Here is a 26,220-nt window from a genome sequence, read left to right as displayed (position 1 = left end):
ATACCGATGGTTATTGCGACTTCCCCTCACACCGATAATCCCCTCTTGCGGGGCGATGGTTTTCCCCCCTTTGATCAGATTGAGGTGAGCCATGTTGAGCCAGCCGTGCGCCAACTCTTGCAGGAACTCACCCAAGAATTAGAGACCCTCGAGCAATCCTTCACGCCCACGTGGGAAGGGCTAGTGGAACCCCTCGAACGTTTGAGCGATCGCCTCGGTTGGACATGGGGGATTGTCAGTCATCTCACCGGCGTCAAAAATAGTCCCGAATTGCGTCAAGCCTACGAAGCCGTTCAACCCCAAGTAGTGGAGTTTTACACCCGTTTGGGTCAATCGCGCCCCCTCTATGAAGGCTTTAAGGCACTGGCTGCCAGTCCAGACTTTCAGAGCTATCCCCCTGCGCGCAAACGCATTGTTGAGGCCGCCATTCGTAACGCCGAACACAGTGGCGTCAGTTTGACAGGAGCCGCCAAAGAGCGCTTCAACACCATTCAACTGGAATTGGCGGAGCTATCTACCCAGTTTTCCAACAATCTTTTGGATGCCACCAAGGCCTTTCGCCTCAAGCTCACCCAACCCGATGAAGTGGCTGGACTTCCCCCCAGCTTGCTGGCGCTGGCTGCCCAAACCGCTCGCCAAGATGGCATTGAGACCGCCACCCCCGAAACAGGGCCATGGCACATTACCCTCGACTTCCCCAGCTTTGGTCCCTTTATGCAGCACAGCCAACGGCGGGATTTGCGGGAGCAGGTCTATCGCGCCTACATTTCCCGTGCTAGCAGTGGGGAGTGGGATAACCGTCCCATTCTTGAGCGCATCCTTGCCCTGCGGATCGAAGAGGCACAGCTTTTGGGATTCAACACCTATGCTGAACTCAGCCTTGCCAGCAAAATGGCCGATAGTGTGGCCAGTGTGGAAAAGCTCCTCGAGGAACTGCGGCAAGTCAGCTATCGTGCGGCGGCGCAAGAACTGGAAGAACTGAAAGCCTTTGCTGCTGCCCAAGGGGCACCTGAAGCCACCGATCTGCAGCACTGGGATATTCCCTATTGGGCTGAACGGCAGCGGGAGGCGCTCTTTGACTTCAATGATGAGGAACTGCGTCCCTATTTTCCTTTGCCCCAAGTGCTGGAGGGCTTATTTGGGCTAGTGAAGCGACTGTTTGGGGTGACGGTGGTGCCTGCGGATGGTCAAGTACCCGTTTGGCATCCTGATGTGCGCTTTTTTGCCATCCTCGATGAAAATCATCTGACGATCGCCCACTTTTATCTTGACCCCTACAGCCGTCCTGCCGAAAAACGCGGTGGGGCATGGATGGACGATTGCCTTGGCCGTGCCAAATATCGCATTCAGGGGGAATGGCGCACCCGCTTACCCGTGGCCTACTTGGTGTGCAATCAAACCCCCCCAGTGGATGGTAAGCCCAGCCTGATGACCTTTAGCGAAGTGGAAACCCTCTTCCATGAGTTTGGGCATGGTTTGCACCACATGCTGACGCAGGTGGATGAAGCGGGGGCAGCGGGCATCAACAATGTGGAGTGGGATGCCGTCGAACTTCCCAGTCAATTTATGGAAAATTGGTGCTACCATCGGCCGACACTCTTTGGCATGGCACGCCACTATGAAACGGGGGAACCGCTGCCAGAACACTACTATGAAAAACTGGTTGCCGCCCGCACCTATCGCGCAGGCAGTGCTCTATTGCGGCAGTTGCACTTTAGTTTGTTAGATTTAGAACTGCACCATCGCTATCAACCGGGGCAAGGAGAAACCCCCCAACAAGTGCGCGATCGCCTAGCGCAGACCACAACAATCTTGCCCCCCCTGCCAGAAGATGCCTTTCTCTGTAGCTTTAGCCACATTTTTGCCGGTGGCTACGCAGCGGGTTACTACAGCTATTTGTGGGCAGAAGTTCTCAGTGCCGATGCCTTTGCTGCCTTTGAGGAAGCAGGCCTAGACAACGAGCAAGCCATTGCTGAAATGGGACGACGCTATCGCGAAACCGTGCTTGCCCTTGGCGGCAGCCAACCCCCGATGGAGATCTTCAAAGCCTTCCGCGGCCGTGAACCGATCACTGAGCCTCTCCTACGGCACCGAGGATTGTTGTCGAACACTTAGTTTGCCACTTACGGAGCCTTTGGCAGGCGATCGCCCCGCGTTTGATCCAGCCACTCAAAAATCCGATCCAACTGCTCCAAGGTAATCAATCCATACTGCCAAAGAATAATCGGCAACGATCCCCGTTGCTGTTGCCATTGCCGCACCGCCATTGCAATGCTCTCTGGTGGCAGTGCCAGTTCCTGTTCGAGATAGTGCAGTAGCTGAGAAGAGTAGGGCATCGTAGGTGAGGAGTGGCTGATGAAACAGGGATATAAGGTTTAGGTATTTAGACTTGCAGTATAGCAATGGGATTCTCAGGATAGGGTGAGTTTAACAAAAGCTGCATATTGTCTGAGAAGACGGCAGCGCTGATTGCAATGTTTCGCAGCATACCCTTAAGATAATTAAAAAAGATGCCCTATTTGTAAATTTTTATTACGATGCTTCAGCAATTGCGGCGCTTGTTTTACCAAGTTGGTTTAGGGATGGTGCTGGTTAGCCTCTGCTGGTTGGGGGCGATCGCCCCTGCCCACAGCTTCAACAATCCAGAGTTGTTGCCCGCGGAGCCAACCAATGTCGTTGACTTAGCGCAGATTCTGACACCCGTTCAAAAGGAACGGCTTGACAGCGAACTGGCAGAGTTTGAAGCCCAGACCGGCTGGAAATTGCGGGTTCTCACCCAGTACGATCGCACCCCCGGCCTCGCAGTGCGGGATTTTTGGGACTTAGACGATCGCAGTATTCTGCTGGTGGCCGATACCCGCGGTGGCAATCTTTTGAACTTCAATGTTGGCGACACCGCCTACCGCGTCCTCCAGCGCACCTTTTGGGTTGAATTGCAAACCCGCTTTGGCAATCAATACTTTGTCCGAGACAACGGCGAAGATCAGGCCATCCTGCAATCGCTTCATGCCATTGAAACCTGCCTCTCCCAAGGGGGGTGCCGTGCCGTACCGGGATTACCCCAAGAGCAATGGCTGCTCACCCTTGCCACCTCCATCTTTGGCGGCATCATTTTGGGCTTTGTGGCGCGTCCCCGCCGTGCGGATCAAAAAGTGGCTTGGACGTGGATTCTTCTTTTTTCACCGCTGTGGGGCATGCTTTTCTTTGCCTTTGGTTTAGGGCCAGTGGTGGTGCGCACCCAAGAATGGCTACCGGTCTTGCGCAATGTTGCTGGTTTTGCCCTTGGTGCCATTGTTGCCTTTTTAATTCCTGCCCCCAGTGAGCCGCCGCCCGTTCTAGAAGAGTAGGCGCCGTCAGGCTCTCAATTGGAAAATCGCGTAGGATTGAGGTTAACGACATTAGCTCTCTTTACTCTCTTTGGGTTACCCGTCCTGTGCGATGAACAGTAGCCACCCTTCTTCTCGCCACATTGTCGGCATTGTCAAAGGCCCCGGTGATAGCGGTAGCGAGTATGTTTTTATTACTGCCGATGCCCAGCCAGTGCGCATTGGTGAATTTGTCTATTATGAGTTGAGCCATTCCCCAAGTGTGGCCTCAAACTCCCATGCTGCTGCGGTTCACCAAGTCTTGGGCAAGATTACTGGCTGCCGTCTGATTGAGCATCTACCGGATCGGATGTTTGCTGATCACGAACTGAATCCCGGTGCGGTGGCTGCCCTGATTGGTTTTACCTGTGAACCGGCGGAACTCTACGAAATAACCGTAGAAGTGATGGGGGAATTTCATGAGGTCTTTGGCTTTAATAATTTGCGGCGGCTTCCCCTGCCGGGTGCCAAGGTCTATTTGGCTGACGACGCGCTGTTGCGGCATGTCCTCAATAAGAAAAAGCCAGAGGAGGTGGGGGCTGCCCATATCGGTTCACTGTTGTTGCGGCAGGAGGGTGCTGTGCCCATTGCCCTCGATGTCAAGGAACTGGTGAGTACGCATGTGGCCATCCTTGCCGGGACAGGTTCCGGGAAATCCTATACCGCAGGGGTTTTGGTGGAGGAATTGCTTTTACCGAAAAATCGCGCCGCAGTGCTGATCCTCGACCCCCATGGTGAATACCACACGCTGGCGCAGCTGAGGGGACACCCCGCTTTTCAAGGGGCGGATGGCTATCAACCTCAGGTGAAAATTATTACGCCCCAAGAGGTCAAAATTCGTGTTTCTTCCCTAGAGTTTCACGATATTCTGACGCTGCTCCCCCCGATGAGCGATCGCCAGCAGGCCATTCTCAAAAAAGCCCACGATGCAGTACGCCGCCTCTATCCCAATGGCCATTGGAGTACGCGGGACTTAATTACCGAAGTCTATGCTGTGGATCGCGTTGAGGATGAAGAGGGCAATGTCAAGCAGGGCTCCTCTGCCGATGCCTTGGCTTGGAAGCTAGAAAAAATGCAGCGCTCTGACTATTTCCATGCCAATGAGCATTTGCCCCCTTGCGAGTTGTTTGCCCCCGGCCAAGTCACCATCCTGCAAATGAATGAGATTCCCCTTGAGGAGCAGCAGGTGATTGCCACGGCAATTTTGCGCCAAACCAACCATGCCCGCATGAATACCCAAAAAGACCGCGTCTTTGAGGGGGATGAGCAGTACCTCCCCTACCCGGTGTTTATCTTAATTGAGGAGGCACACCGCTTTGCCCCTGCCCATGAACCTTCCCAATGTAAGCAGGTGCTGCGGACAATCCTCAGTGAGGGTCGTAAATTTGGCCTTGGGGTAGGACTGATTACTCAGCGTCCCGGCAAACTGGATAGCGATGTGCTCTCCCAGTGTATGAGCCAGTTTATGCTGCGGATTGTCAACCCTGTCGATCAAGAGAGCCTCAAGCATGGGGTGGAGGCCGCTGGCCGAGATTTGCTCAAAGAACTGCCTGCCCTGAGTAAGGGGCAAGTGATTATTGCGGGTGCCTGTGTGAATACGCCTGTCCTCTGTCGGGTGCGGCAACGCTTAACAACTCATGGGGGTGACACGCTGGATGCTCCTGACCTGTGGCAAAAGTATTTTGCCCAACACAAACAGTTGGATCGCATGGTGGCGATGGCAGGCCCGGCACCCCGTCCTAAACCGCGAACCATTGGCCGGCGATCGCTTGAATAATTAGCCGTTGTCAACTCCAAAAAAATGCGCTAGCTTAGGAGTAGCTCTACACAAGGGGCTGAAACGGCTTCGACGTCCTAGTGAAAGTTGGGCTGTGATGCAGGTCGAGAGTGGGCTATCTCTCGTTAATCCAGAGTCCAAACCAAAAGTAACTGCGAACAACATCGTTCCTTTCGCTCGTAAAGCTGCTGCGGTAGCCTAAGACCTCTAAACAGGTTCGAGCACTCGTTGTCCGACTCCGTTAAGGGCAGCGGGTTAACCCCAACGGATGCGCTAGGCAGTTCTCTCTGGTGGGCTGTTTAGCAAAGACTCTACCAGAGCATCCTACTGTTCGGGATAAGGAACAGTTCCCGCCTGAGGGTCAGAAAGGCTAAACCTGTGAAGGAGCAGTCGATGAATAGCTAGGGCGGACACGGGTTCGACTCCCGTCAGCTCCATCATCTTCCATGCAAAAAGTTCAAAATGCCTTGGGCGATCGCCCGTGCCATCTGCGTCCGCCACGCAGGATTCTTGAAGTTTGCGGCATCCTCTGCGCCCGTGACAAACCCTGTCTCGACAAGGGCAGAATCCATTGACGTATTGCGAATCACATAGAATCGTGCCGCCCTCACCCCGCGATCGCGAATGTTCAAGGAATTGAGAATACTATTGTGAATGGCAGATGCCAAACGACTGGAGCGTCCGGGGGCAAAGTAGGTTTCTAAACCATTGACATCGGGGCGAGCCAGACTAATAGCATTGGCGTGAATACTCACAAAGGCATTTGCCCGTGCCCGTTCCGCAATGGCGACCCGAGGAGCCAAGTCTAAGTCAATGTCTGTGGTGCGGGTCAGAATCACCTGTACCCCCTGCTGCTGCAAAAATTGGGAAACTTGCAGGCTGATATCGAGAACAATATCCTTTTCACGAATGCCGCCAATACCAATGGCACCGGGATCGCGTCCGCCATGTCCGGGATCAATGACCACCACAAACCGGCCGCGGGGGACGGGCTGATTGGGGGGCTGAGGGGTTGCTGTGGGGGGAATATCAATTGGGGTGGGCGTACTGCTCGGAGGGTCATTTGCTCCCTGAATTTGCACCACAAACGCTTCAGCTGACAGGGGACGAGGGCCAAGGATGCGAAAGTTGGGCGCTGGGGTGAGCAGAATCGAGACGGTTTGGTTATCCTCTTGGCGAAATTCAATATTGCTGAGGGGACTACCGGTAACTAGGCGGGGTTCGCGCAGATTACTGTCCAACTGTGCTTGCCGTAGGCGAATGCGATAGCGATTGCCTTCCCAGCCCACGTTATAGAAAACGGTGCGATCGCCCTGAATCAGCAACTCTCGTCCCCCCAAGTCAACGCGCTGAATCGTTGTGACAGGAGTTTGCGCACTGGCCGCAGGAATCACACTAGGGCGTTGGGACGGTGGCGGAGGTGGGGGTGTAATGGCCGTGGTTGAAGGCACAATCAAAAAGCCATCATAACGGGGCGTCACTTGCCAATCGGCATCTTGAGGGTCAATGTCGAGGGTAATTTGGACTTGGCGATTGCTCTGAGTCCGTACCTCTGCCCGGACACGATCCCGACCAAAGCGGCGCAGTTCCAAGCGCCGAGGACTAAAGTTGCGAATCAATTCACTATTGCTGAGGAGAATTTCAATGCGATCCCGACGGGGGCGGCGCAGGGTGTAACTGCCTTCGGGTAAGGGGCGATCGGCTAGCACTAGAAAACCTGTGGCATCTGCTCGCCAACTTCGCACTTGCAGCGGCCCTGTGGGCGTTACGGGAGGAGCAGAAGGAGGAGACGGTGGGGGTGGCGGCGGTAGCGAAACTGTTTGCTGCTGGGGGGTGGGCAGTTGCACCAACCAGTTATTAGCCGTGACTCCCCGAAAGCGCACCTGCTGCGGATCAATTGTAAAACCGTCCGCATATTCCACCACAATCCGCGTCGTTTGGGGGTCAAACTGAGCAACCCGCACTTGGCGAATGGCACCACTGTAGTTTTGACTGATCTGGGGGCTACCGAGAACGACACCCGGCAAGTCAATGACAAGGCGGGTCGGGTTATAGACCAACTCAGCACGGGGCTGAACAGCACGCTCCGTGCGAATTTCCAGTTGATTGGTGGCAGGGTTAAGTCGCCACAATTGTAGACGGCTGGCTGAAGCAGGCTGAGCCATGACCAGTGCAGCGGCAGGTGCCCATAGCAAACTCACTACAGCTCGAAATTGCCAAGAACGCCACGGTTGATCCATTCACGCTTCCTCCACCAGCGATGCACAATACCCTGCCAAGTTGGCTAGCCAAGCCGCTCGCTCAAACGTGCTCAGCATACTTGATCGGGGACAGGTATGTGAACTGGCACACCCTGCGATTTAGTTTTGCGCGATCGCCCTTCATCAGATTCAAATTTCAGCCGAGTTGCTTCAAGCTCACTTAGACGCCCACCGCACTCAATAAGTTCGCCGATTGCATGATCTAGCCCGTTTTGCCGTAGCTTTGCCCTAGGAAATATCTGCGGAATCCTCAATGCCCAGTGGCCGTACCCACGATCGCCTGACTTGGATCGGCATGCCCCTTGTGGGCTTCACCGCCAGTGCCCTCACCCGTGACTGGATCTGGGGGGCAATTGCCAGCAGTAGCTTTGGTATTGGCGGCTTTCTCCTCAGTCCAGACCTCGATACCCCCTCTTTACCCTACTACCGTTGGGGCTGGCTGCGGGCAATATGGCTACCCTACCAAAAAGCCTTTCACCATCGCTCCTTTTGGACCCATGGCCCAGTGGTGGGCACGGTGATTCGGTTGCTCTATCTCAGCTTTTGGTTGGGGTTAGGACTGGGTCTTGTGGCCGGGGTCGCCGCATTCACAGGCCACCTTTCCCTTGTGCAGGAATGGCTACATCGTTGGCAGGGAATTGACTGGCGCTGGGGAGTTGCGATCGCCCTTGGCCTAGAGCTATCGGCACTGCTTCATGTCACAAGCGATCTGGTGGTTTCTCGGTGGCGACGCTGGCACCGCTAATGGTGGTGCGTAGGGCAAGGCGGCGCACTAATGGAGCGATCGAGCCAACCCACTGCCTGTTGGAGATGCGCCAGTGCCTCAGCATCATTTTCCTTGAGGAGATAGACCAGAGCAGCAGCCGCCTGTTCGAGGGCGCGGGCACGGCGATTTCCCTTGAGGCGATGCCAATCTTGGGGAGCAATCCTAACCGCATCAAGGAGGGCAGTGGCTAGTTCTTCTGCACGGGGGGTCGTTTGCACCATGACTTAAACTTGATCTAAGGGGAGAACTATCCTCTAGTTTAAGCAGTGGGCAACTGCCCCTAAGGCCACAGGCACTGGAACTTTACCCTTGAATCATAGCGTCTAAGGTAGAGGCAGGTGCATCCCGCCAAGGAGAGATCGTGATGGTAGCAAAAGTCACCCGCTCCCGCCCCGCCTTGATTGTGCTGGCGGTTATTGGCCTTGCCTCGGCTGGTACAGCAGCATGGCTAACCTTGAGTCCCCCCCGGCAGGGAGATCCGGTTCCTAATCCGGCGGAAGTTGCCCAGCAGCAGGAAACTCAAATTTTTTGGGTCAAGAATGAAGGGGATAGCCTCGTTTTAGTGCCCTCTACGGTACGGATCAATACCCCGGCAACGCGGCCAGAACTCTTTATTCAATCTCGTCTGGAGCGACTTTTGGCGGGTCCTGCCAATCAAGATGTCACCACCAGCATTCCGGAAAATACCCGTGTCAATCGTGTAGAAGTCAAAGCCGATGGCATCCATGTGGATCTCTCTCCAGACTTTACCAAAGGGGGGGGAAGTGCTTCAATGCAAGCACGTCTAGGACAGGTACTGTACACAGCAACAGTGAATGATCCCAATGCGCCAGTTTGGATTTCCATTGGGGGTGAACCCCTGCGCGTCCTAGGGGGTGAGGGGCTAGAGGTGACGCAACCGATGACCCGGCAAGACTTTCAAACGGCCTTTGCCCTCCGCACCCAGTAGTGCCAAGCAAGTCCAAGAAGAATGAGACCACACCCCGACAGCCACACTTGGACTTCGACCCAAAAAGCCAGCCCTAGACAACCGATTAAACCTGCAACCGCAAGCCAGCGGGGAAATTGTGGCTCCTTCAGTTGCAGTGTGGCAAGGTTGGTAATGGCGTAGTAAATCAGCACGCTAAAGGCACTAAAAGACCACGTAGTTTTTACATTGCCAATCAGGATCAAGAGGGCAATCCCCCCACTCACCGCAAGAACGGCAGCAACAGGTTGTTTTCCTTGGGCTGGAATCTGAGCCAAAATTGCCGGTAAATCTCGCCGCCGCGCCATTGCCAACACCACACGGGAGAGGCCGAGCAACAGATTGAGCAGAATCCCGACCATGGCCGCGATCGCCCCCAGCGTAATCAGAGGCGGCAGCCAAGAGACACCCAATTCACTGGCGACAATCTCTAAAGAGGCAGCCGTAGTCAACTTTCCAGAGCCATGACTCCCCAGAACAATCAAGACAACACTGAAGTAGAGCAGGACAACAATACCAATGGCTAGGGCAATGGCTCGTGGAATGGTTCGCCGAGGAGTCTTGACCTCCTCCGCCAGCACAGCAATACGGGCATAGCCGGCATAGGCGACAAAGAGCAGTGCCGTTGCTTGGAGAAGATTCTTGAGCGAGAGTGGTTGCGATGCTGCCGACCAAAGTAGCCCTCCCTGTTGTTGGACGTGGCCAATGCCGACAAAGAGCAACAAACTGGTGAACGTGACTAGGAGAATCCCCAGATTCACTTGCGCCGATCGCCGGATGCCCAAAAGCACCACACAGGTCAAGACCGCCAGTAGCCCCAGAGCAGCCATGATTTGCCAGCGCCCGCTATTGTCCTCTAGGCCGAGCCATTGGAAGAGATAAGCCATACAGCCAAGGGCAGCAGTGGCTGCAGAAGCCGATTTGGCCAGTAAAAACATCCACCCCGCTGTAAAGCCCAAAGGGGGAGAAAGATAGCGATACCCATACTCGTAGGTGCCCCCACTCACAGGATGGGAGGCCGCCAATTGGGCACTACTGAGGCCATTACACAGCGCGATCGCGGCTGCTAGGATCAGGGCTATCAACACCCAAGGGCCAGCGAGGTCGGTGGCGATGCCTAAACTGACAAACAGCCCCGTACCAATCATGGAACCTAGACCCGTTAAAATGGCGCCCCACAGTCCTAGTTCGCGTTTGAGCATGGAGTTTCGTTCGAGAACTGAAGAACGCCTTCTAGCCTAGAGGATAGGGACGGCGATCGCTATAATTGGAGCAATTCTTAGCACGCGCGCAGGTATTAGGATCATGGCCAGTCCAGAACCTCCTAGCAACCAACCCGACGATCTCCTAGAAAACATCATTACTGATTTGGGTGAGTTGGACGAGCCTCCTGCACAGGATATTGATCTCAACTCTCTGACGGCTGAATTGGAGTCGCTCACCCTGACCGCAGAACAGCGGGCGATCGCCCAAAACCAAGCCCTACAGGAGCAAATTAGGCAGCTCACCGCAGAACTGGAAAACGTTCAACAGCAGCGAGATCAACTGAGCCAAGACCTTGTCCGCCTCCAAGAAGAAAATGCCACCTTGAGCGGCCTGCGGCAAAATCTTGAACAGGAACTGGCACAGGCGCTCATTCAGCAAGACGAACTTCAGCAGCAACTGGTGACACTGCAACTGCAAGCCTCCCAGATTCAGGAACTGCAAAGTCAAGTGGCAACCCTGCAATTCCAAGTCTCACAAATTCAAGAACTTCAAGATCAACTTGCCTCGCTGCAAACAGAAAAAACAGCTCTCGAACAGCAACTTCAGGCGGTATTGGCTGCTTCACCCCCCGCTTCTTTGGAGGATACCGCCCTTCTCGGTAATCCCCCAGACGCCGGCCTTGCCCAACAACTGGCGGAGATAACGCGGCAACTCACCCAAGTGGAAAGGGAGCGCGATCGCCTGCAAGAGGAACTTGCCCAGGCGCAAAATGAATTGCACGGTCTGCAGCACGATTTAGAGGTGCTGCGCAACCAATCCTCAACCGTTGTCCCCACTGAACTCACCCTTGCTGCCCAGGAAAATCACCGCCTGAAGCGACAACGGTGGCGGCGTGACACCGTGCTTTGGATCAGTGGCATTGCAGCAACGGTGGTTTCTGCTTTGAGCGTCAGCTTAAATCTGCCACAGCCCATTGGCCGCATCATTCCCCCTGTCGCCGCTTTGGCAGTTCCTGTGATTACAACGCTGGTTGGTAGGGGTGGGTCAAGTGAAAAGACTGCTTAGGCGATCCCCCTCTGGGCTAAAATCTTAGGGCAGGGACGCTTTGCTTAGGAGTTTAGATTACCGTGCCCAATCTCAAAGCTATTCGCGATCGCATCAAAACGATTAAAGATACCCGCAAAATTACCGAAGCTATGCGCCTCGTGGCGGCAGCAAAAGTTCGCCGTGCCCAAGAGCAGGTCATGGCGAGCCGTCCCTTTGCCGATCGCTTAGCTCAGGTGCTCTATGGCTTGCAAACCCGACTACGCTTTGAGGATGCCAATTTACCGCTATTGGCCAAGCGTCCTGTGAAGACGGTGGCGCTGCTGGTGGTGACGGGCGATCGCGGGCTGTGCGGCGGTTACAATACCAACGTTATTCGCCGTGCCAAGGAGCGTACCCAAGAACTCGAAGCCGAGGGCGTCAAGTATATTCTGGTGATTGTTGGTCGCAAGGCAGCCCAATACTTCCAGCGCCGTAATTATCCCATTGATGCCGTGTACTCTGGCCTAGAGCAAATCCCCTCCGCCAGTGAAGCGGGTCAAATTGCCAGTGAACTGCTCTCCCTCTTTCTTTCGGAAACGGTGGATCGGGTGGAACTCATCTACACCAAGTTTGTCTCCCTCATTAGTTCAAAGCCCGTTGTCCAAACCCTGCTCCCCCTCGATCCCCAAGGGCTAGAGGCGCCCGATGATGAAATTTTTCGGCTGACGACGCGGGCTTCGCATCTGGAAGTTAACCGCGAGAAAGTCACCTCAACCTTGCCCGCTTTGCCCTCCGATATGATTTTTGAGCAGGATCCGGTGCAAATTCTCGATGCCCTGCTGCCCCTGTACTTGAATAACCAGTTACTACGGGCACTGCAAGAGGCCGCCGCCTCGGAATTGGCAGCGCGGATGACGGCAATGAATAACGCGAGCGATAATGCTCAAGCGCTGATTGGAACCCTCACCCTCTCCTACAACAAAGCGCGTCAAGCTGCCATTACCCAAGAGATTCTCGAAGTGGTGGCGGGTGCTGAGGCTCTGCGCTAGGAGTTGACCTCTGAAGCTGCTTTTTGTTTCCACTTCGGTTGGCCCTCTGGGTACAGGAAAAGGGGGCGGTGTTGAATTGACGATCCTCAATATGGCTCAGGCCTTGGGCGATCGCCAGCATACCATTCACATCCTTGCCCCCGAGGGTTCCCACTTGCCAGTGGCGGCAACCATTGAACCAGTAGCGGGTGCCCTTCAAGTGCCAGCGCAGCATCAAACCCGCGATCAACCGATTACACTGCCCCCCAATAGTGTGTTAGCCAATATGTGGGCACGGGTGCGGCAGCTTCAACAGGAATTTGATGTCATTGTCAACTTTGCCTACGACTGGCTGCCCTTTTACCTGACGCCTTTTCTCAGCCGTCCTGTGGGGCATCTGGTGAGCATGGCCTCAGTTTCCGATGTCATGGATCAGGCGATCGCCCGTGTCATTGATGACTATCCGGAAACCATTAGTGTCTATACCCGTACCCAAGCCGCCACCTTCCCTTTTGGCGATCGCTGCGTGTGTTTGGGCAGTGGTCTTGATCTGTCCCTCTATGACTTTTGTGCAGAGCCAGAGGATGCCCTGTGCTGGCTGGGGCGCATTGCTCCTGAAAAGGGACTCGAAGATGCTGTTGCTGCCGTCAATGTCACCCGTACCCCTTTGAAAATCATGGGGCAACTGCAAGATATAGACTATTGGCAGCGCATTCAAGCAGATTACCCCAACGCCCCCATTGAATATCTGGGCTTTTTGCCAACACGGGAAATGCAAGCACAGCTGCGGCGCTGTCGCGCTTTGTTGCTGACCTCCCGCTGGGTCGAAGCCTTTGGCAACGTTGTCATCGAAAGCCTTGCCTGTGGCGTTCCCGTCATTGCCTACGATCGCGGTGGGCCGAGTGAAATTGTCCGTGATGGTCAAACCGGGTTTCTCATTACCCCGGATTCTGTCGAGGCCTTAATTGCTGCCATTGGCAAGATTGATCAAATTGATCGGGCGGCCTGTCGGCAGCAGGCGGAACAGGAGTATAGCTTAGCTGTTTATGGGGATAGGGTGGAGCAATGGCTACAACGGGTAGCAGCCTCCTCTCTGCCCTAAACCAGCAAATGTTGCATGGCAAATTCCGTACTCCCCTATACAATAGGCAAGGTGCTAGTGGAGATGACACCTGAATGGGCTGGGTTCTGTTCCAAGGGACAAAGCGAGGACACTCACCCTTGCTCATTTCCTTTACGATGGCCACGATCGCCAGTGCCGGCCTAGGGTTCTGGTTTTTGCGGAACCTATCCCCGACACCGATTGCTCTTTCAGAGCCAATTCCTTTACCTGACCCAATTCAACTTGAACGACCTCTGCCTCGGCCGATTTTGGATGGCCGCGATCCCCTATTAGCAACTGTCCCCAACAAAGTCCCCCAACCACCAGCGGCTGCCTCTACCCACGCCAAGGCAATCTTGCCCACAGTGCCCCCTCCTGCCCTGCAACCCGTGCCTCCGAGCCAAGGTCCTGCCCCTCAAGTGCGGGTGGCGATCGCCCGCGATCAAAGTCAACTGACCGTTGGCACCGCCGTAGCTACCGCTGTCACCAATGATCAACAGCAAGTGATGACGCAGCTTACCCCTTCCCAAGGGGTCGTGGTCACAGCCCGCGATGGCTTTTTGCTCTGGAATGGCCAACCCCTTGCCCCCTCCCTCTGGATTCGCCCCAGCAATCAACTTGCGTTTGTTGCCGGTAAATGGTATCGCGGTGTGGTGCGCCTCATTGCTCAGGGAAACACGGTTACAGCCGTCAATCAAGTGGACTTGGAACAATACCTCGTGAGTGTGGTGGGTTCAGAGGTCTATCCCGACTGGCCAATGGAAACCCTCAAAGCCCAAGCGATCGCTGCCCGTTCCTATGCCCTTGCCCAAATGTTTCAACCCGCCAGCCGCTTTTTTGATCTGGGGAACGACGAGCGTTGGCAGGTGTATCGTGGGATTGAAACCGAGTGGAACACCACTCAAGCGGCAGTCCAAGCCACACGGGGCATTGTCCTCACCAAAAGTGGACGAGTGATGGTTTCGATGTATGCAGCAACCGACGACATTGTGCGCGATGTGTTTGGCGGGCGTGGAATGAGTCAGACGGGTGCCTATGAACTGGGCAAGCGCGGCTACAACCACCTGCAAATTTTAGGCACCTACTATCCGGGGGCGGGTCTATCGCAACTGCAAACCCAATAACTCTTTGGAGGCCAAGTCCATGAAATCTCCTCTTTTAGCGACTGCCCTTGCTTTGACAACGGTGGTCTGCCTTCAGTACAGTGGGCGAGCAGATTCGCCCTTGACCTCCACCCCCTTCTACGAAGCCTATACCGATGTCCCCATGGTGATGCGAGCCAAGCGCAGTGGCCGCCTTGATCTGAAAATGTCGGAGTGGCTCTCTTCGCCGCAGGTTTCCACAGATCACAAAGCTGCCCTGATCAATGCCCTCGGCTGGGATTTCAACGGCAAAGCCAATGGTCAAGCCTACCGCGCCTATCTTGCCCTAAGACAGGGTACGACCCCTGAAAATATCCCGCTGGAAAGCCTTACCGCCGATGAGTTAATGGCTCTAGGGTATCTCACAGCAATGGACAACTACTTTCAACCACAGCGGGGGATGTCTTTTCTCAATATGGCACAGGAACGTGACCCCGAAAACTATGCGATCGCGATGGTACGCGGCCTTGTGGAAGCACAAACCCTCTTTGATGTCAGTTGGTGTCAAGTCTGGCAAGCGGTGAATCGCGTGGATGAAAATCCGCAACTGAAGCGGGATTTACGCCCGAAGGCACGGGAGATTATCCTCAAATACATGCGCTTATACCGTCGGGATTGCTAAGTTTCAGGTTATGGGGTGTATCGAAGAGTTCATTGCAAGAACGATTCAACAAAAAGGCCACCTTGCCTTTGCCAAGGGGTGGGAAAAACTGGCGATTGATAAGTGGAGGATGAATGAGTATCAAGCAGTGATCTCAGCCCTCAACCATGCCTTAGCAATGGATCCTACCATGGCAAGATGTTGGTACCTGTTGGGCATGATCAGTGGTGTTGATAGTGATTTACAACAGGCACTAGCAGCCTACGAAAAAGCGATTGAACTGAGACCTGACTGGCAAATTGGCATTGACTTTCTCAAGTGTACGAGGTACTTGATTTACGTTTATAAAGATGTAGAAGAGCTACAGGATTGCCGTCAAAAAATCAGAGAATCCGTTGCCGAGTTCTATCAAACGTTTCAGAGTTTCTCTTTAGATAAGAAACAATATCTCTCGAAGTGGCTGGGGAATGTGAACACATTTTTACTGCCCTATCAAGGGAAAGAAACCCGCGATGTCCAACAACAGTACGGGCAGATGATCTACGAAATCATGACCAGTGTGATTCCAGCCGCCAAAGAACGCCCCCCAATGCCACCAGTGAAGGCCAATGAACCTCTACGGATTGGGTTTGTTTCAGGGCACTTTCGTATGCATACGGTTTGGAAGTTGCTGCTCCACGGCTGGCTTAAACATCTTGATAAAGCACAATTTCAGCTTTATGGCTACTACGTGCGAGATGATGGCGATCGCTGTACGGAGCAAGCAAAAACCTACTGCCATCGCTTTGTCATGGGCACCAAATCACCTGCAGAATGGTTTGAGCAGATTCGTGCCGATCAATTACATCTAGTGATTTTCCCCGAACTGGGCATGGATCTGGAACTGAGCAAGATTGCCGCTCTGAAATTAGCGCCGATTCAATGTATGTCTTGGGGGCATCCCGACACCTCTGGGCTGCCGACAATTGATTATTTCCTCAGTAGTGAGTTGATGGAACCACCTGATGGCGAAACGTATTACCTAGAAAAACTGATTAGGCTAAAAAATCTGGGAATTGCCTTTAGTCCGCTGCCCCCCGACCCGCGATCGCCCATTACGCGGGAGGAATTCGGCCTCAAAAGCGATGCCGTTATCTACGGTTGCCTGCAAAGTGTCTTCAAGTATCTCCCCCAGTTTGACGACATCTATCCCGAAATTGCCGCAGCAGTGGGGAATTGCCAATTTGTCTTTATAAGCCACCTTATGACCAAAAACAGCCGCCAGCGGTTTGAAGGACGTCTAGAACGAGCTTTTGCTGCCAAAAACCTTGACTATAGGGCGTACTGCTTCTTCTGCCGCCCCTTAAACTTCTATGGTTTTACCTCAATGCTGCATTGTCTCGATGTTTTCCTAGACAGCCTTGAATGGTCAGGGGGGAATTCTACCCTTGAAGCCCTCTACTATGCCCAAGTCCCTATGGTGACCACACTAGGACGCTTTATGCGGGGGCGGCATACCGCTGGTATTCTCACACTCCTAGAGCTACCGGAATTAATTGCACCAGATGTTTCTGCCTATATTCAAAAAGCCATTGAACTGGGTCAAAGTGCTGAGTATCGCCAATTTATCCGCGAAAAAATCCAAAACAATCTGCCGAAGGTGTTCGAGGATCAAGCCGGGGTGCGCTCCCTTGAAAACTTTATGCGCGCTGCGGTGCAGGAGTTTGCCACCTCTGGTCGCCTCCTATAACCAATTGGAGTTCTAGATTCAGAAGCGGCTCAAGAAGCCCTTGGCATCCCTTGCAAGGCGGTAACAATCGCGAAGATTAAAAATAGGGCACCACCGCCCAAGGTCAATGTCCGTTCGGAGATGCGTCCAGCCATCAGGCCGCCGCCTAGAACCGCGATCGCGGCACAAATCCCGTGGCCAACAATGGCACCAAGGGCAACGCCCAAGGCATGGCTCGCGGCAGCAAGGGTAATCGTTGCAATTTGGGTGCGATCGCCCCATTCAGCAATGAAGGTGAGACTAAAGGCCTCCACAAAAGTCGCCCAAGCAGGGTTACTGCCCCAACGGCTGAGATTGGCTTCCGCCTTTTCAACGGTTTCCACTGCCGCTTCACACTCATCCTCACAGGGGCTATCCCCCATTCGCCAGCCTTGAATTAGCATCTTGAGACCAAAAACAGTGAAGAGCAAAATCGCCGCATAGAAGGTGAACTCTCGCGGTAAAAGTTGAAAGACCTTGCCCACGGCCACTGAAAGCAGTGTCATCACAATTAAAGCCGCCCATGACCCTAGGAAGACCCACCGCTTGCTGTGACGGGTCGCCAAAATCATGGCAATAAAGAAGGTCTTGTCTCCCAGCTCAGAAATCGTGATGAGGGCCAGCCCCGCAGTAAAAGCCGTTAGCATGGAAAAGAATTCAAACTTTACCATGCCTCAGATTAGCACGCTGCCATGACGACACCGAAGAATTTCACCGCCCTTTTGAATCAGGTGAATTTACCCCTTGATTGGCTTGGGCTGCGTTATGTTGAGGAGATTGTCACGACTCGCAGTGCTCGGGATGGCTACCCCGAGGTGAACCAGCGATCGCGCCAGCGGGGTGTCATGGTTGAGGTGCTCGTCGATGGTCAATTTGCCTATACAGCAACCCCAAATTTGCAACCCAGTGCTATCCATCGGGCGATTCAGCAGGCCTATCAACAGGCGAAAACCGCTGCCCATTGGCGAGTCTTTAACTTTACGCCAGCGGCACGGGGCAAGGGCAAGGGACACTATCGATCGCCCCAGCGGCAACCTTTTGACCAACTTTCAGCCGCTGAATTGAATCACTTACTCCAAGACCTTTGCCATTGGCTCAAGGTTAGTGACGACATTGTGCAAACCCGTGCCTTTGTGCAAACTGTAGAGACCACCACTCAGTGGTTGACCAGTGATGGCAGTCAAATTGAACAGCAATTTTATCAAGTGCTCACCGATATGAGCGCCACGGCTCAGGGGGCAGGGGTAGTGCAGCAGCGAACCGATCATGGTTGGTTAGCCCGCTGTTATCAAGGGGGTCTGGAATGGCTGACGACTGATCAATTGAGCGATCGCGCCCGCCACATTGGCGAGCAGGCCGTTGAACTCCTCAGTGCCCAAGAGTGCCCAGAAACAACGACAACACTGGTACTCGCCCCCGATCAAATGATGCTGCAAATCCACGAGAGCATTGGTCATCCCCTAGAGCTAGACCGCATTTTGGGGGATGAGCGCAACTATGCCGGCAGCAGCTTTATTCGCCTTGAGGACTTTGGGCAGCGGCAGTACGGCTCCCCCCTCTTGAACGTCACGTTTGATCCGACCGTTGCCGGTGAACTGGCCAGCTATGCCTTTGATGATTTGGGGGTGGCGGCTGAACGCATCTATCTCATCAAGGAAGGACGCCTCCTGCGCGGTCTGGGCAGCCTTGAAAGTCAGCAGCGAGCGGGTGTCCCTGGTGTTGCCAATGCCCGTGCCTGTTCTTGGAATCGTCCCCCCATTGACCGGATGGCGAACCTGAATATTGAGCCAGGGACACAGTCCTTTGCCGAGATCATTGGCAACATTGAGTCGGGGGTGTACATGGAGTCCAATCGCTCTTGGTCAATCGATGACTACCGTCTCAAATTTCAGTTTGGCTGTGAATATGCCAAGCGCATTGAAAATGGCCGCCTGACCCGCACACTGCGCAATCCCAACTATCGCGGTACCACCCCTGAATTTTGGCATAGCCTCATTGCGGTGGGAGATGCCTCCACCTTCGGTATTTTTGGTACACCGTTTTGTGGTAAAGGCGAACCCAATCAAGCCATTCGTGTCGGTCACGCTTCACCGGTGTGTGCCTTTGCCAATATCCAAGTCTTTGGCGGGGGTTGAATCAATGGGCGAGGTCAGACTCGAACTGACATGGGGAATTCCCGCTACATTTTGAGTGTAGTGCGTCTACCATTTCGCCACTCGCCCTCAGACTTATTACTATACCATGCTTTAGGACGACTGAGTCATCTCCAGAGCGTGACAAGCGCGATCCACAAGGGTCTGTAGGGCAGGCAGTTGCTCGGTGTGTTCTGAGTAGTACAAATTGGCATTGCCGCGATCGGTGTCCTCCCAAAACTTGGGCTGAGCCTGGCGCAGGCGATCGCAATTTTGCTGAAAGAGACGCTTAAACCCCGCCAAGCCGAGAACCGCTGCATCCTCCACCATATCCTCAACAATCCGCTGCGCAAACTGAGGTTGCTGCCGTGCCAAGTAAAAGAGGGCGAGTCCCATTTGTAGGAGGCGAACCCCTGTACTTTTGCCATAGGGGCGATCGCCATTTTGGGGTTGACGCAGTTCCGGTGGATTATCTAGGCGAAGCATTTCCTCCAAGAGTTCCAGTTGCAGTCGCTCCTCCCACTGCTGCTCGTTCACCAAGATTAAGACCTTCTTTAGCTCAGCGGCAAAGACATCAACAATGAAATACAGTGCAGGACTATTCTGTGCTAACTCATAGACTTCATTCCCGTAGGCACGTAGATAATTCACACACTTTTGGGTGAGCTGGGGGCGCTGGTAATGCACCAGACTCTCAATAAACCGCCGATAGTGAAAGGCCAAGTTATAGAGATTGCGTGCCTCGTTGTGACGACTGCCGTGTTTAATGGCAAAGCGCATCATTGTATTAAAGCGAATAATGATTAGGTCCAGCAAAATGTCATCCCCCATACTGAGAATGCGGTGGGCGATCGCGCACATCTCAGAGCCACACAGCGACGCGAGAGGAAACTGCTCCTCCTCCAAAAAGCGCACATAGGCATTCCCGAGGAGCCGAAAACACTTTTGCTCATAGAAGGTATGGTTCTCTTCAATCTGGCTAAATTGGTCAAACATCGTCTTGAAGGCAATATCCCCCATCACCGCCCCACTGAGGCGAAAGAAATAGGCTGGATAATCGGGCTTGCAACTGATGTAGTGCTGAAGCAGTTCACTGACTGCACCAATAATCTCGGCCTGCGCTCCCCGAAACGCCACATAGGCCAGCAAATCATCCAATTGGTTCAATCCCGCGATCAGGTGAGCCTGACTACGGCGCAAAAACTGCGGTTGATAGGACACCCCATCCTTGAGAACAATGCCCAGTTGACTCATGTAGTGATACTGGCGGCGGTAAATTTGCTGAGCCACACTTTCTGGCTGGATGGACTTGAGGATGTAGAAGATGTAGGGTAGGGCCGTCAAAATTGCCAAGGGCAAGAGGCCGTATACATTCAACAGGATGCTGCCGACAGGATGCCGTCCCAAGTCCTGCAAAACCTTGATGTAGAAGATATGGGCACCCCCCAAAACCAGACACCAGACATAGATCAGGCTCGTCCAGTCCTGCATGTACAGTTCAGTAATTTTGGGGATATTTTGCGCCGCAATGGAAATCACAATGATTAACGTACCGAGGGTGAGGCCGATGACCGAGAGCCACACCTCTGGGGCAAAGCCAGTATCAAAGGTACCAGCAACCAAGCCAGCAAAGAACCTTGGGGCAGTTGCTTTTAGATGAGCGAGGACAAGATTAGCACTGCTATCCAAGAGGGCAAGGGCAGCCAGACTCAGACCAAAAGCCACAAGCGATCGCGGCAGATGGGGAGTGGTCAAGAACCAGCGGTGGAGTTTCTTCAGCATCTATCCGTTTGAGTCAAGGGTCTCCGCTCCCGACTATGACACACCCGCGCGCAAATTTCCTGTCGCCCCTTTGATCTCTCTGGGAATTCATGCTAGGATAGTGTTCCTGACTTGGGCTTGTAGCTTAGTGGATTAGAGCGGCTGACTACGGATCAGCAGGTCGGGGGTTCGAGTCCCTCCAAGCCCGTTGAGTAAAGCTGAATAAAACTATAGAGCTATTATTTTTTATTCAAATCAAAAAGGGTGACCGTAGCCACCCTCTATCACGTTACTTATCGTTGCTCAGCGATCGCAGAGTGCCTAGACCACCACGGTTTTCTGAGTCACTTGTTTCAGTTCACCTTTGGCATATTTGGCAGCATAGTCATCAAGGCTGAGTTGCTTAATTTTGCTGGCATTGCCGGCGGTACCAAATTGCTGATAGCGTTCAGCACACACTTTTTGCATGTATTTAATGGAGGGCTTGAGGAAGTGACGGGGGTCAAATTCCTTGGGTGCCAAGGCGAGAGCTTCACGCACCGCAGCGGTAATGGCCAAGCGGTTGTCGGTGTCAATGTTCACTTTGCGGACACCGCTTTTGATGCCTTTTTGGATCTCTTCCACAGGCACGCCGTAGGTTTCAGGAATTGTGCCACCGTACTGGTTGATGATGTCAATTAATTCTTGGGGCACTGAGCTAGAACCGTGCATCACCAAGTGGGTGTTGGGCAAACGACGGTGGATTTCTTCCACGCGGCTGATGGCGAGGATTTCACCCGTGGGTTTGCGGCTAAATTTATAGGCACCGTGGCTGGTACCAATGGCCACTGCAAGGGCATCCACTTGGGTACGCTCCACGAAGTCCACAGCTTGATCGGGGTCAGTGAGCAGCATTGAGTGATCGAGGGCACCTTCAAACCCATGACCATCTTCGGCTTCCCCTTTACCGGTTTCCAAGGAACCAAGGCAGCCGAGTTCCCCTTCCACGGAAACACCAATGGAGTGCGCGACTTTTACCACTTCGCTGGTGACGGCCACGTTGTACTCATAGCTGGCGGGAGTTTTGGCATCCGCTTCAAGGGAGCCATCCATCATCACACTGGTAAAGCCGTTGCGAATGGCGGAGTAGCAGGTGGCAGGCTCGTTACCATGGTCTTGGTGCATGACAATGGGGATGTGGGGGTAGGTTTCCACCGCAGCCAAAATCAGGTGACGCAGGAAGTTTTCCCCAGCATATTTACGGGCACCCCGCGATGCTTGCAAAATCACGGGACTGTCGGTTTCATGGGCCGCCTGCATGATGGCTTGGATTTGCTCCATGTTGTTGACGTTGAAGGCGGGAATGCCGTAACCATTTTCGGCTGCGTGATCGAGCAGCAAGCGCATGGGTACGAGTGCCATAGGGTTATGTCCTCCTTAGTAGAGCGGATGTATCGCTTCGTTAACCTTACCGATAATCTTAGGCTATGTTTGCTCGTTTATGTTACAGGGGAGCGATCGCTGGCCTATTGAGAATACAGTCCTTTTCTATAGATCAGCCGTACCCAAAGAGGGTGAGGTTCAAAAAATCTCCCGTACGGGAACTTCAATGCCGTTAATCATGGGTACGGCAATGCCCCGCGAGACATGGAAGTAGATCCAATCCTCTAAGAGTTCGGAGAGATGCTCGCGGCATTCAAGCACTGTCTTGCCATGGGCCTTGACCCCCTCAAGGTCTGGAATTTCACCGTAAATCAGGCCATCCTCTGCATTGAAGTGATAGATAGCCCGCTCAAGAGCCGCATTCATATAGTCCGACAGCGACATCCCTAGGGCTGGCCTCCTGAAAGGTAGGCAGCAACAGCAGCAGCGGTTCGATTGCCATGTTCAACACGATCGCCCAAGGCGACACCCTCAGCATAGTTACTACACAGGAAAAGGCCGGGGGTTTGACTGAGGGCATGGGTCACCTGCTGCCACTGCTCAGGGTAGCCGACAATATATTGGGGAATCGCCCGTCGCCAAACCTTCATACCGAGTAAGCGTGCCTTGGCTGCGGGTAAATCAAGGAGGCGGCTCAAATCCTGCTGCACCTGCTGGACAATGGTTTCTTCGCTGAGGCTTGCCAAATCAGGATCCGTGGCACCGCCAATAAAACTCGTAAAGACTTGCCAACCGGCGGGAGTGCGTTGGGGAAAGAGACAGGACGACCAAATGGTGCCAAGGGTGCGGATGCCCTGACCGCGAGGAATGAGTACCCCAAAGCCGGGGCGGACACTGCGCCCGAGTCCAGCGGGGTAGGCCAAGACCACACAGGCCACGGTGGGATAGGGGATGGTAGCCAAAACACGGGCGATCGCTGGCTGAAAAGGTGCTACCAACTCTGCAGTTTGATAGGCGGGCGTTGCCAAGACCACACTGCGGGCGTGCCACGTTTGCTCACCACTGCGCAGCAGGTAGCCACCCTTGGATTCTGGGGTAATTTCCTGAACCGGGGTTTGCAGGTGAATCGGTGCCTTCAATTGTTGGGCGATCGCCCGAGGTAGCACAGCCAAGCCTTCCTTAAAGGAGCCAAGTTCCCCCGGTCGCATCTGCACACCCGTAGGCGGCTTCGGTTTAGGGGCTTGTTGACGCCGTAGGCGCAGGGCACCGGCAATGAGACTGCCACCCAGTTTTTCCAGTTGGGCAATACGACGAAAAGCAGCAGCGGCACTCAGTTGTTGTGGATCACCCGCATAAACCCCAGAGACAAAGGGCGCCACCAGCCGTTCAGCCACCTCTTGCCCCAAATGGCGACGGAAAAATGAATGAACTGATTCATCGCCACTGCCCAGATAGGGGGGCACAAACCCCAAGGCACCAAGGGCTGCCCGCACTTTTCCCCAAGGGCTGAGCAGATTTGAAGTAGCCAAGGCAAGGGGACGGGTGGGTTCTAGGGGGTAGAGGTGTCCCCGCCAGTAGATGTAGCGCGGTAGGTGGCGATCGCCCCGAATGAGTTCCGACTGCAAGCCCAGCTCAGCAATGAGTTGTAACAGGGCAGGGGTCGGTGCAAAGCTATTGGGACCCAGTTCCCAGACAAAGCCCTCCGCTGCTTGTGTCGTAATATTCCCCCCAAGGCGATCGCTGGCCTCTAGGACAACCACACTGTACTGGGGGGCGCTTTGCTGCAACCGCCAAGCCAGACTCAGGCCACTGAGGCCACCACCTACAATTGCGACATCTACCTCACTCACCCGTTTTGCTACCCTCCAACGTGTTTAGGATCGCTTGAACAACGAGTCGAGATAGACCCGTGCTGTGCGGCGATCGCATTCTCCATTTTGCAGCAAAAAGAGGGACAGTGCGGCCACAAAGACGCGATCCTGATCCCAATCGGGATGCCGCTCGAGGTAGTATTTCAGGGTCTCGTGTAGCTCCTCTGGAATCTCGGCAAGAATACTAATCGTGGCTTGAGCGTTCATACCGTGAGTTACCTCAATAAAACCAAGACAAAATTGCAGGCGCCATCAGCTCGCCCTGGGTAAACCTGTGGAAAACTCCCATAAAAGTTCTGACCAAATCCCCAGACCCCTGACTCAGAGCGGGATTTAGCCCTACATTCACAAGGTTTCAGAGCAAGTGAATCTCTATCCGTGGAACTCCATTGTCTGGGTTGTCCTAGGGTCTGTCAATCCTTGTTTTCACCCATCTTGGCGATCGCAATCCACGACAGAATCAGCGTTTCCAGACTTTTGACGCTCCTTGCGTTTTCCCCAAGGCTCCAGCAGCAGTTATCCCCAGAAATCTCTTGAAATCCGATCACACCGTCAAGGCCTGTGGAAAACTTTGCCCCAATCTGTGGAAAACCTTGGGAAAATTGGGGAATTTTTGGGGAAAGTTAGGGGAAAATTAAGGTTCTATTAAGGTTCGCTTCAGAGAAAATAAAAGCAGCAAAAGTCAGGGATTCATGACTTTATTAACTTTTGCGGGATTCGCGGAGCGATAAGTCCTGCCCTGTACCCGATGGCGTGAGAGGTCATAGACGGGCTTCAGGGGGCGGCCAGTCATCATCTTCAGGGGGAGTATGTTCTGGATTTTCGATGGTTGTCCCCTCTGACGTTGCCTCATCGTCAATATCACTACTTTCCGGAATATCCCCTAGGAGATCGGCGGCAGCGGTGCGCGATTCTGGCACTGGAGGCAGCGTTTCTGTCGGTTCAGCATCGGGAGCAGATTCAGAGGCTAGAGGCGGTTCAACCACTCCTTCAGAGGTCGCCGTCGGTTCTGGAGTCTCAACCACTGTTTCAGGAGGGGCTGGTTCTGCCACTGGCTCAGGAGTGGCCGTGGGTTCTGGGCCATCAACGACTGTCTCAGGGGGCGTCACTGCTGCCGTTTCAGGAGGGGCTGGTTCTGCCACTGCCTCAGGAGTCACCGTGGATTCTGGAGTCTCAATTGCCGTTTCAGGAGATGCGTGCTCTTCTGGTGCTTCGGCGGTCACTGTGGGTTCTAGAGCGTCAACTGTTGTCTCAGGAGGGGCTGGTTCTTCTGAAGCAGTAACCGTTGCTGGTTCTGACTCCTCTGGGGTACTGGCAGTGGACGGCTGCAGCGTTTCAACACTAGGCGTTTCTGGGGGAGTCATTTCGGCAACCCCTTCGGACGGCAGATCAGCCGGTGCGTCTGTGGGAGTGTCTGCGGTGGGGCTGGCTGTTGTTTCTGCGACTGGCACTGGTTTAGCAGATTCTTCTGGGACGGTGGCTGCTTCCTCAGTGGCTGGGGTGGGTTGTTCGGCAACGGTACTGGGGGTGCTGGTTTCCCCTGTCCACAGATCCTCTTTAATGTCGCCAGTATCCATCGGCGGTGGTGGGGTATCCACAGGAAGCTGGGGGCGATCCGGCTGTTTCTGGAGGCGATCGCGCAAGCTACTGATGAAGCCTTGCAGTTGCTCACCGATTTTTGCAAAGGTACCTTCGGGCAGCAGAGACTGGACTTTTTGCCAGAGGGCTTGAGCTTTTTGGGTGTCGGTGCGATCGCCCGGGTAGGTGAGTTGCCAGCGATAGCTGAGGGTCTGCCAACCCAACCAGAGAATTAAGGCCACTGCGGCTGCTGTTCCTAGGAGCAATCCACCGCCAATGCGATCGCCATAGATCCACAGAGTCAGGGCAAAGAATAATCCCGCGCCACTGGCCACCAGATCAAACCTACGGTACAGTTCCGGTAGGAAGAACCCCAACAGATACAAGCCTAAACTGGCGATCGCCATACTCCAAGCCAGCAAGTTCGTCAGCATTCCCAGTCCTCAGAAAGATAACGGCACACCGACAAGGCGGTATCAACCTTCTACCTTACACCGCACTGAATTTGTCTCTGCTAAAGTTTATTCT

The 26,220-nt window shown here is 54.0% G+C and carries 23 protein-coding genes, 2 tRNA genes and 1 other RNA gene; 14 read left to right on the top strand and 12 right to left on the bottom strand.

Annotated features, from left to right (window positions below):
- Positions 1 to 6 precede the first annotated feature (6 nt).
- A complete protein-coding gene (locus tag RHJ02_RS03540) occupies positions 7 to 2,115 on the top strand; it encodes a M3 family metallopeptidase (protein ID WP_310744814.1) in 2,109 nt (702 codons plus the stop codon).
- Positions 2,116 to 2,123: 8 nt separating this feature from the next.
- Here RHJ02_RS03540 and RHJ02_RS03535 read toward each other — a convergent pair whose 3' ends face one another.
- Positions 2,124 to 2,336 carry a DUF2949 domain-containing protein gene (locus tag RHJ02_RS03535; RefSeq protein WP_206201090.1) on the bottom strand — a complete coding sequence of 71 codons (213 nt, stop codon included), beginning with the start codon at positions 2,334 to 2,336 and terminating at the stop codon, positions 2,124 to 2,126.
- 201 nt (positions 2,337 to 2,537) lie between these two features.
- On the opposite strand from RHJ02_RS03535, the gene RHJ02_RS03530 reads away from it, so the two are divergent.
- From RHJ02_RS03530 to ssrA, 3 genes are all read left to right on the top strand, one after another.
- Entirely contained in the window at positions 2,538 to 3,347 is an 810-nt protein-coding gene (locus tag RHJ02_RS03530; protein WP_310743393.1) for a TPM domain-containing protein, read from the top strand.
- Between the two features lie 91 nt (positions 3,348 to 3,438).
- Positions 3,439 to 5,142, top strand: coding sequence for a helicase HerA domain-containing protein (locus RHJ02_RS03525; protein WP_310743392.1), 1,704 nt, complete (start codon positions 3,439 to 3,441; stop codon positions 5,140 to 5,142).
- A gap of 54 nt (positions 5,143 to 5,196) precedes the next feature.
- Positions 5,197 to 5,582: a transfer-messenger RNA gene (gene ssrA, locus RHJ02_RS03520) on the top strand.
- Here ssrA and RHJ02_RS03515 read toward each other — a convergent pair.
- Entirely contained in the window at positions 5,580 to 7,382 is a 1,803-nt protein-coding gene (locus tag RHJ02_RS03515) for an N-acetylmuramoyl-L-alanine amidase (RefSeq protein ID WP_206201087.1), read from the bottom strand. The two genes, ssrA and RHJ02_RS03515, sit on opposite strands and share 3 nt — an antisense overlap.
- A 274-nt stretch (positions 7,383 to 7,656) precedes the next feature.
- Between RHJ02_RS03515 and RHJ02_RS03510 the strand changes: the two genes are divergently transcribed.
- Complete coding sequence (locus RHJ02_RS03510) at positions 7,657 to 8,148, top strand: metal-binding protein (protein WP_310800461.1); 492 nt, start codon at positions 7,657 to 7,659, stop codon at positions 8,146 to 8,148.
- Here the strand turns inward: RHJ02_RS03510 and RHJ02_RS03505 are convergent.
- Positions 8,145 to 8,390 (bottom strand): DUF6439 family protein, encoded by a 246-nt coding sequence (locus tag RHJ02_RS03505; protein WP_149820848.1) that lies wholly within the window; start codon positions 8,388 to 8,390, stop codon positions 8,145 to 8,147. The two genes, RHJ02_RS03510 and RHJ02_RS03505, sit on opposite strands and share 4 nt — an antisense overlap.
- A 143-nt stretch (positions 8,391 to 8,533) precedes the next feature.
- Between RHJ02_RS03505 and RHJ02_RS03500 the strand changes: the two genes are divergently transcribed.
- Positions 8,534 to 9,118: a GerMN domain-containing protein gene (locus RHJ02_RS03500; RefSeq protein ID WP_206201085.1), complete on the top strand. Its 585-nt coding sequence runs from the start codon at positions 8,534 to 8,536 to the stop codon at positions 9,116 to 9,118.
- Here RHJ02_RS03500 and RHJ02_RS03495 read toward each other — a convergent pair.
- Positions 9,088 to 10,338 carry an APC family permease gene (locus tag RHJ02_RS03495; protein WP_206201084.1) on the bottom strand — a complete coding sequence of 417 codons (1,251 nt, stop codon included), beginning with the start codon at positions 10,336 to 10,338 and terminating at the stop codon, positions 9,088 to 9,090. The genes RHJ02_RS03500 and RHJ02_RS03495 overlap by 31 nt on opposite strands.
- A 103-nt stretch (positions 10,339 to 10,441) precedes the next feature.
- Here RHJ02_RS03495 and RHJ02_RS03490 point away from each other — a divergent pair, with 103 nt between their 5' ends.
- From RHJ02_RS03490 to RHJ02_RS03465, 6 genes are all read left to right on the top strand, one after another.
- Positions 10,442 to 11,407, top strand: a complete 966-nt coding sequence (locus RHJ02_RS03490; RefSeq protein ID WP_310800460.1) for a hypothetical protein — start codon at positions 10,442 to 10,444, stop codon at positions 11,405 to 11,407.
- A 62-nt stretch (positions 11,408 to 11,469) separates the two neighbouring features.
- Positions 11,470 to 12,417, top strand: coding sequence for a F0F1 ATP synthase subunit gamma (locus tag RHJ02_RS03485; protein ID WP_310800459.1), 948 nt, complete (start codon positions 11,470 to 11,472; stop codon positions 12,415 to 12,417).
- A gap of 91 nt (positions 12,418 to 12,508) precedes the next feature.
- Positions 12,509 to 13,498, top strand: a complete 990-nt coding sequence (locus RHJ02_RS03480) for a glycosyltransferase family 4 protein (RefSeq protein ID WP_225901691.1) — start codon at positions 12,509 to 12,511, stop codon at positions 13,496 to 13,498.
- A gap of 74 nt (positions 13,499 to 13,572) precedes the next feature.
- Complete coding sequence (locus RHJ02_RS03475; RefSeq protein WP_310800458.1) at positions 13,573 to 14,622, top strand: SpoIID/LytB domain-containing protein; 1,050 nt, start codon at positions 13,573 to 13,575, stop codon at positions 14,620 to 14,622.
- A 19-nt stretch (positions 14,623 to 14,641) separates the two neighbouring features.
- Positions 14,642 to 15,262, top strand: a complete 621-nt coding sequence (locus tag RHJ02_RS03470) for a hypothetical protein (RefSeq protein WP_310800457.1) — start codon at positions 14,642 to 14,644, stop codon at positions 15,260 to 15,262.
- A gap of 10 nt (positions 15,263 to 15,272) precedes the next feature.
- A complete protein-coding gene (locus RHJ02_RS03465; protein ID WP_310800456.1) occupies positions 15,273 to 16,970 on the top strand; it encodes a hypothetical protein in 1,698 nt (565 codons plus the stop codon).
- A 29-nt stretch (positions 16,971 to 16,999) separates the two neighbouring features.
- Here RHJ02_RS03465 and RHJ02_RS03460 read toward each other — a convergent pair whose 3' ends face one another.
- Positions 17,000 to 17,635, bottom strand: a complete 636-nt coding sequence (locus tag RHJ02_RS03460; RefSeq protein ID WP_310744809.1) for a TMEM165/GDT1 family protein — start codon at positions 17,633 to 17,635, stop codon at positions 17,000 to 17,002.
- A gap of 45 nt (positions 17,636 to 17,680) precedes the next feature.
- Between RHJ02_RS03460 and RHJ02_RS03455 the strand changes: the two genes are divergently transcribed.
- Positions 17,681 to 19,123, top strand: a complete 1,443-nt coding sequence (locus RHJ02_RS03455) for a TldD/PmbA family protein (RefSeq protein WP_206201078.1) — start codon at positions 17,681 to 17,683, stop codon at positions 19,121 to 19,123.
- A gap of 5 nt (positions 19,124 to 19,128) precedes the next feature.
- On the opposite strand, the gene RHJ02_RS03450 is transcribed toward RHJ02_RS03455, so the two are convergent.
- Together RHJ02_RS03450 and RHJ02_RS03445 are read right to left on the bottom strand one after the other, a co-directional pair.
- A tRNA-Leu gene (locus tag RHJ02_RS03450) sits at positions 19,129 to 19,210 on the bottom strand.
- Between the two features lie 24 nt (positions 19,211 to 19,234).
- On the bottom strand, positions 19,235 to 20,902 hold the full coding sequence (locus RHJ02_RS03445; protein ID WP_310744808.1) for a hypothetical protein: 1,668 nt from the start codon (positions 20,900 to 20,902) through the stop codon (positions 19,235 to 19,237).
- A gap of 113 nt (positions 20,903 to 21,015) precedes the next feature.
- On the opposite strand from RHJ02_RS03445, the gene RHJ02_RS03440 reads away from it, so the two are divergent.
- Positions 21,016 to 21,089, top strand: a tRNA-Arg gene (locus RHJ02_RS03440).
- Positions 21,090 to 21,202: 113 nt separating this feature from the next.
- Here the strand turns inward: RHJ02_RS03440 and fba are convergent.
- The 5 genes from fba to RHJ02_RS03415 all read right to left on the bottom strand — a co-directional run bounded on the left by fba (position 21,203) and on the right by RHJ02_RS03415 (position 26,126).
- Positions 21,203 to 22,282 (bottom strand): class II fructose-bisphosphate aldolase, encoded by a 1,080-nt coding sequence (gene fba / locus RHJ02_RS03435; protein ID WP_181495590.1) that lies wholly within the window; start codon positions 22,280 to 22,282, stop codon positions 21,203 to 21,205.
- 159 nt (positions 22,283 to 22,441) lie between these two features.
- Positions 22,442 to 22,687, bottom strand: a complete 246-nt coding sequence (locus RHJ02_RS03430; RefSeq protein ID WP_206201077.1) for a type II toxin-antitoxin system HicB family antitoxin — start codon at positions 22,685 to 22,687, stop codon at positions 22,442 to 22,444.
- 2 nt (positions 22,688 to 22,689) lie between these two features.
- Positions 22,690 to 24,093: a protoporphyrinogen oxidase gene (gene hemG / locus RHJ02_RS03425; RefSeq protein WP_302676816.1), complete on the bottom strand. Its 1,404-nt coding sequence runs from the start codon at positions 24,091 to 24,093 to the stop codon at positions 22,690 to 22,692.
- A gap of 24 nt (positions 24,094 to 24,117) precedes the next feature.
- Positions 24,118 to 24,321: a DUF2811 domain-containing protein gene (locus RHJ02_RS03420; protein WP_011056228.1), complete on the bottom strand. Its 204-nt coding sequence runs from the start codon at positions 24,319 to 24,321 to the stop codon at positions 24,118 to 24,120.
- 554 nt (positions 24,322 to 24,875) lie between these two features.
- Complete coding sequence (locus RHJ02_RS03415; RefSeq protein WP_310800455.1) at positions 24,876 to 26,126, bottom strand: Ycf66 family protein; 1,251 nt, start codon at positions 26,124 to 26,126, stop codon at positions 24,876 to 24,878.
- Positions 26,127 to 26,220 lie beyond the last annotated feature (94 nt).

The organism is Thermosynechococcus sp. TG215, assembly GCF_031583455.1.
Taxonomy (GTDB): Bacteria; Cyanobacteriota; Cyanobacteriia; order Thermosynechococcales; family Thermosynechococcaceae; genus Thermosynechococcus.
This window is presented reverse-complemented; position numbering and strand designations above follow the sequence as displayed.

Coding starts and splice junctions, on each gene's coding strand:
- RHJ02_RS03415 (WP_310800455.1), bottom strand. CDS start 26,126: ATGCTGACGAACTTGCTGGCTTGGAGTATGGCGATCGCCAGTTTAGGC.
- RHJ02_RS03500 (WP_206201085.1), top strand. CDS start 8,534: ATGGTAGCAAAAGTCACCCGCTCCCGCCCCGCCTTGATTGTGCTGGCG.
- RHJ02_RS03465 (WP_310800456.1), top strand. CDS start 15,273: ATGGGGTGTATCGAAGAGTTCATTGCAAGAACGATTCAACAAAAAGGC.
- RHJ02_RS03530 (WP_310743393.1), top strand. CDS start 2,538: ATGCTTCAGCAATTGCGGCGCTTGTTTTACCAAGTTGGTTTAGGGATG.
- RHJ02_RS03460 (WP_310744809.1), bottom strand. CDS start 17,635: ATGCTAACGGCTTTTACTGCGGGGCTGGCCCTCATCACGATTTCTGAG.
- RHJ02_RS03525 (WP_310743392.1), top strand. CDS start 3,439: ATGAACAGTAGCCACCCTTCTTCTCGCCACATTGTCGGCATTGTCAAA.
- RHJ02_RS03540 (WP_310744814.1), top strand. CDS start 7: ATGGTTATTGCGACTTCCCCTCACACCGATAATCCCCTCTTGCGGGGC.
- RHJ02_RS03455 (WP_206201078.1), top strand. CDS start 17,681: ATGACGACACCGAAGAATTTCACCGCCCTTTTGAATCAGGTGAATTTA.
- RHJ02_RS03505 (WP_149820848.1), bottom strand. CDS start 8,390: ATGGTGCAAACGACCCCCCGTGCAGAAGAACTAGCCACTGCCCTCCTT.
- RHJ02_RS03480 (WP_225901691.1), top strand. CDS start 12,509: ATGGCTCAGGCCTTGGGCGATCGCCAGCATACCATTCACATCCTTGCC.
- RHJ02_RS03430 (WP_206201077.1), bottom strand. CDS start 22,687: ATGTCGCTGTCGGACTATATGAATGCGGCTCTTGAGCGGGCTATCTAT.
- RHJ02_RS03490 (WP_310800460.1), top strand. CDS start 10,442: ATGGCCAGTCCAGAACCTCCTAGCAACCAACCCGACGATCTCCTAGAA.
- RHJ02_RS03515 (WP_206201087.1), bottom strand. CDS start 7,382: ATGGATCAACCGTGGCGTTCTTGGCAATTTCGAGCTGTAGTGAGTTTG.
- RHJ02_RS03475 (WP_310800458.1), top strand. CDS start 13,573: ATGGGCTGGGTTCTGTTCCAAGGGACAAAGCGAGGACACTCACCCTTG.
- RHJ02_RS03510 (WP_310800461.1), top strand. CDS start 7,657: ATGCCCAGTGGCCGTACCCACGATCGCCTGACTTGGATCGGCATGCCC.
- fba (WP_181495590.1), bottom strand. CDS start 22,282: ATGGCACTCGTACCCATGCGCTTGCTGCTCGATCACGCAGCCGAAAAT.
- RHJ02_RS03420 (WP_011056228.1), bottom strand. CDS start 24,321: ATGAACGCTCAAGCCACGATTAGTATTCTTGCCGAGATTCCAGAGGAG.
- RHJ02_RS03495 (WP_206201084.1), bottom strand. CDS start 10,338: ATGCTCAAACGCGAACTAGGACTGTGGGGCGCCATTTTAACGGGTCTA.
- RHJ02_RS03470 (WP_310800457.1), top strand. CDS start 14,642: ATGAAATCTCCTCTTTTAGCGACTGCCCTTGCTTTGACAACGGTGGTC.
- RHJ02_RS03445 (WP_310744808.1), bottom strand. CDS start 20,902: ATGCTGAAGAAACTCCACCGCTGGTTCTTGACCACTCCCCATCTGCCG.
- RHJ02_RS03535 (WP_206201090.1), bottom strand. CDS start 2,336: ATGCCCTACTCTTCTCAGCTACTGCACTATCTCGAACAGGAACTGGCA.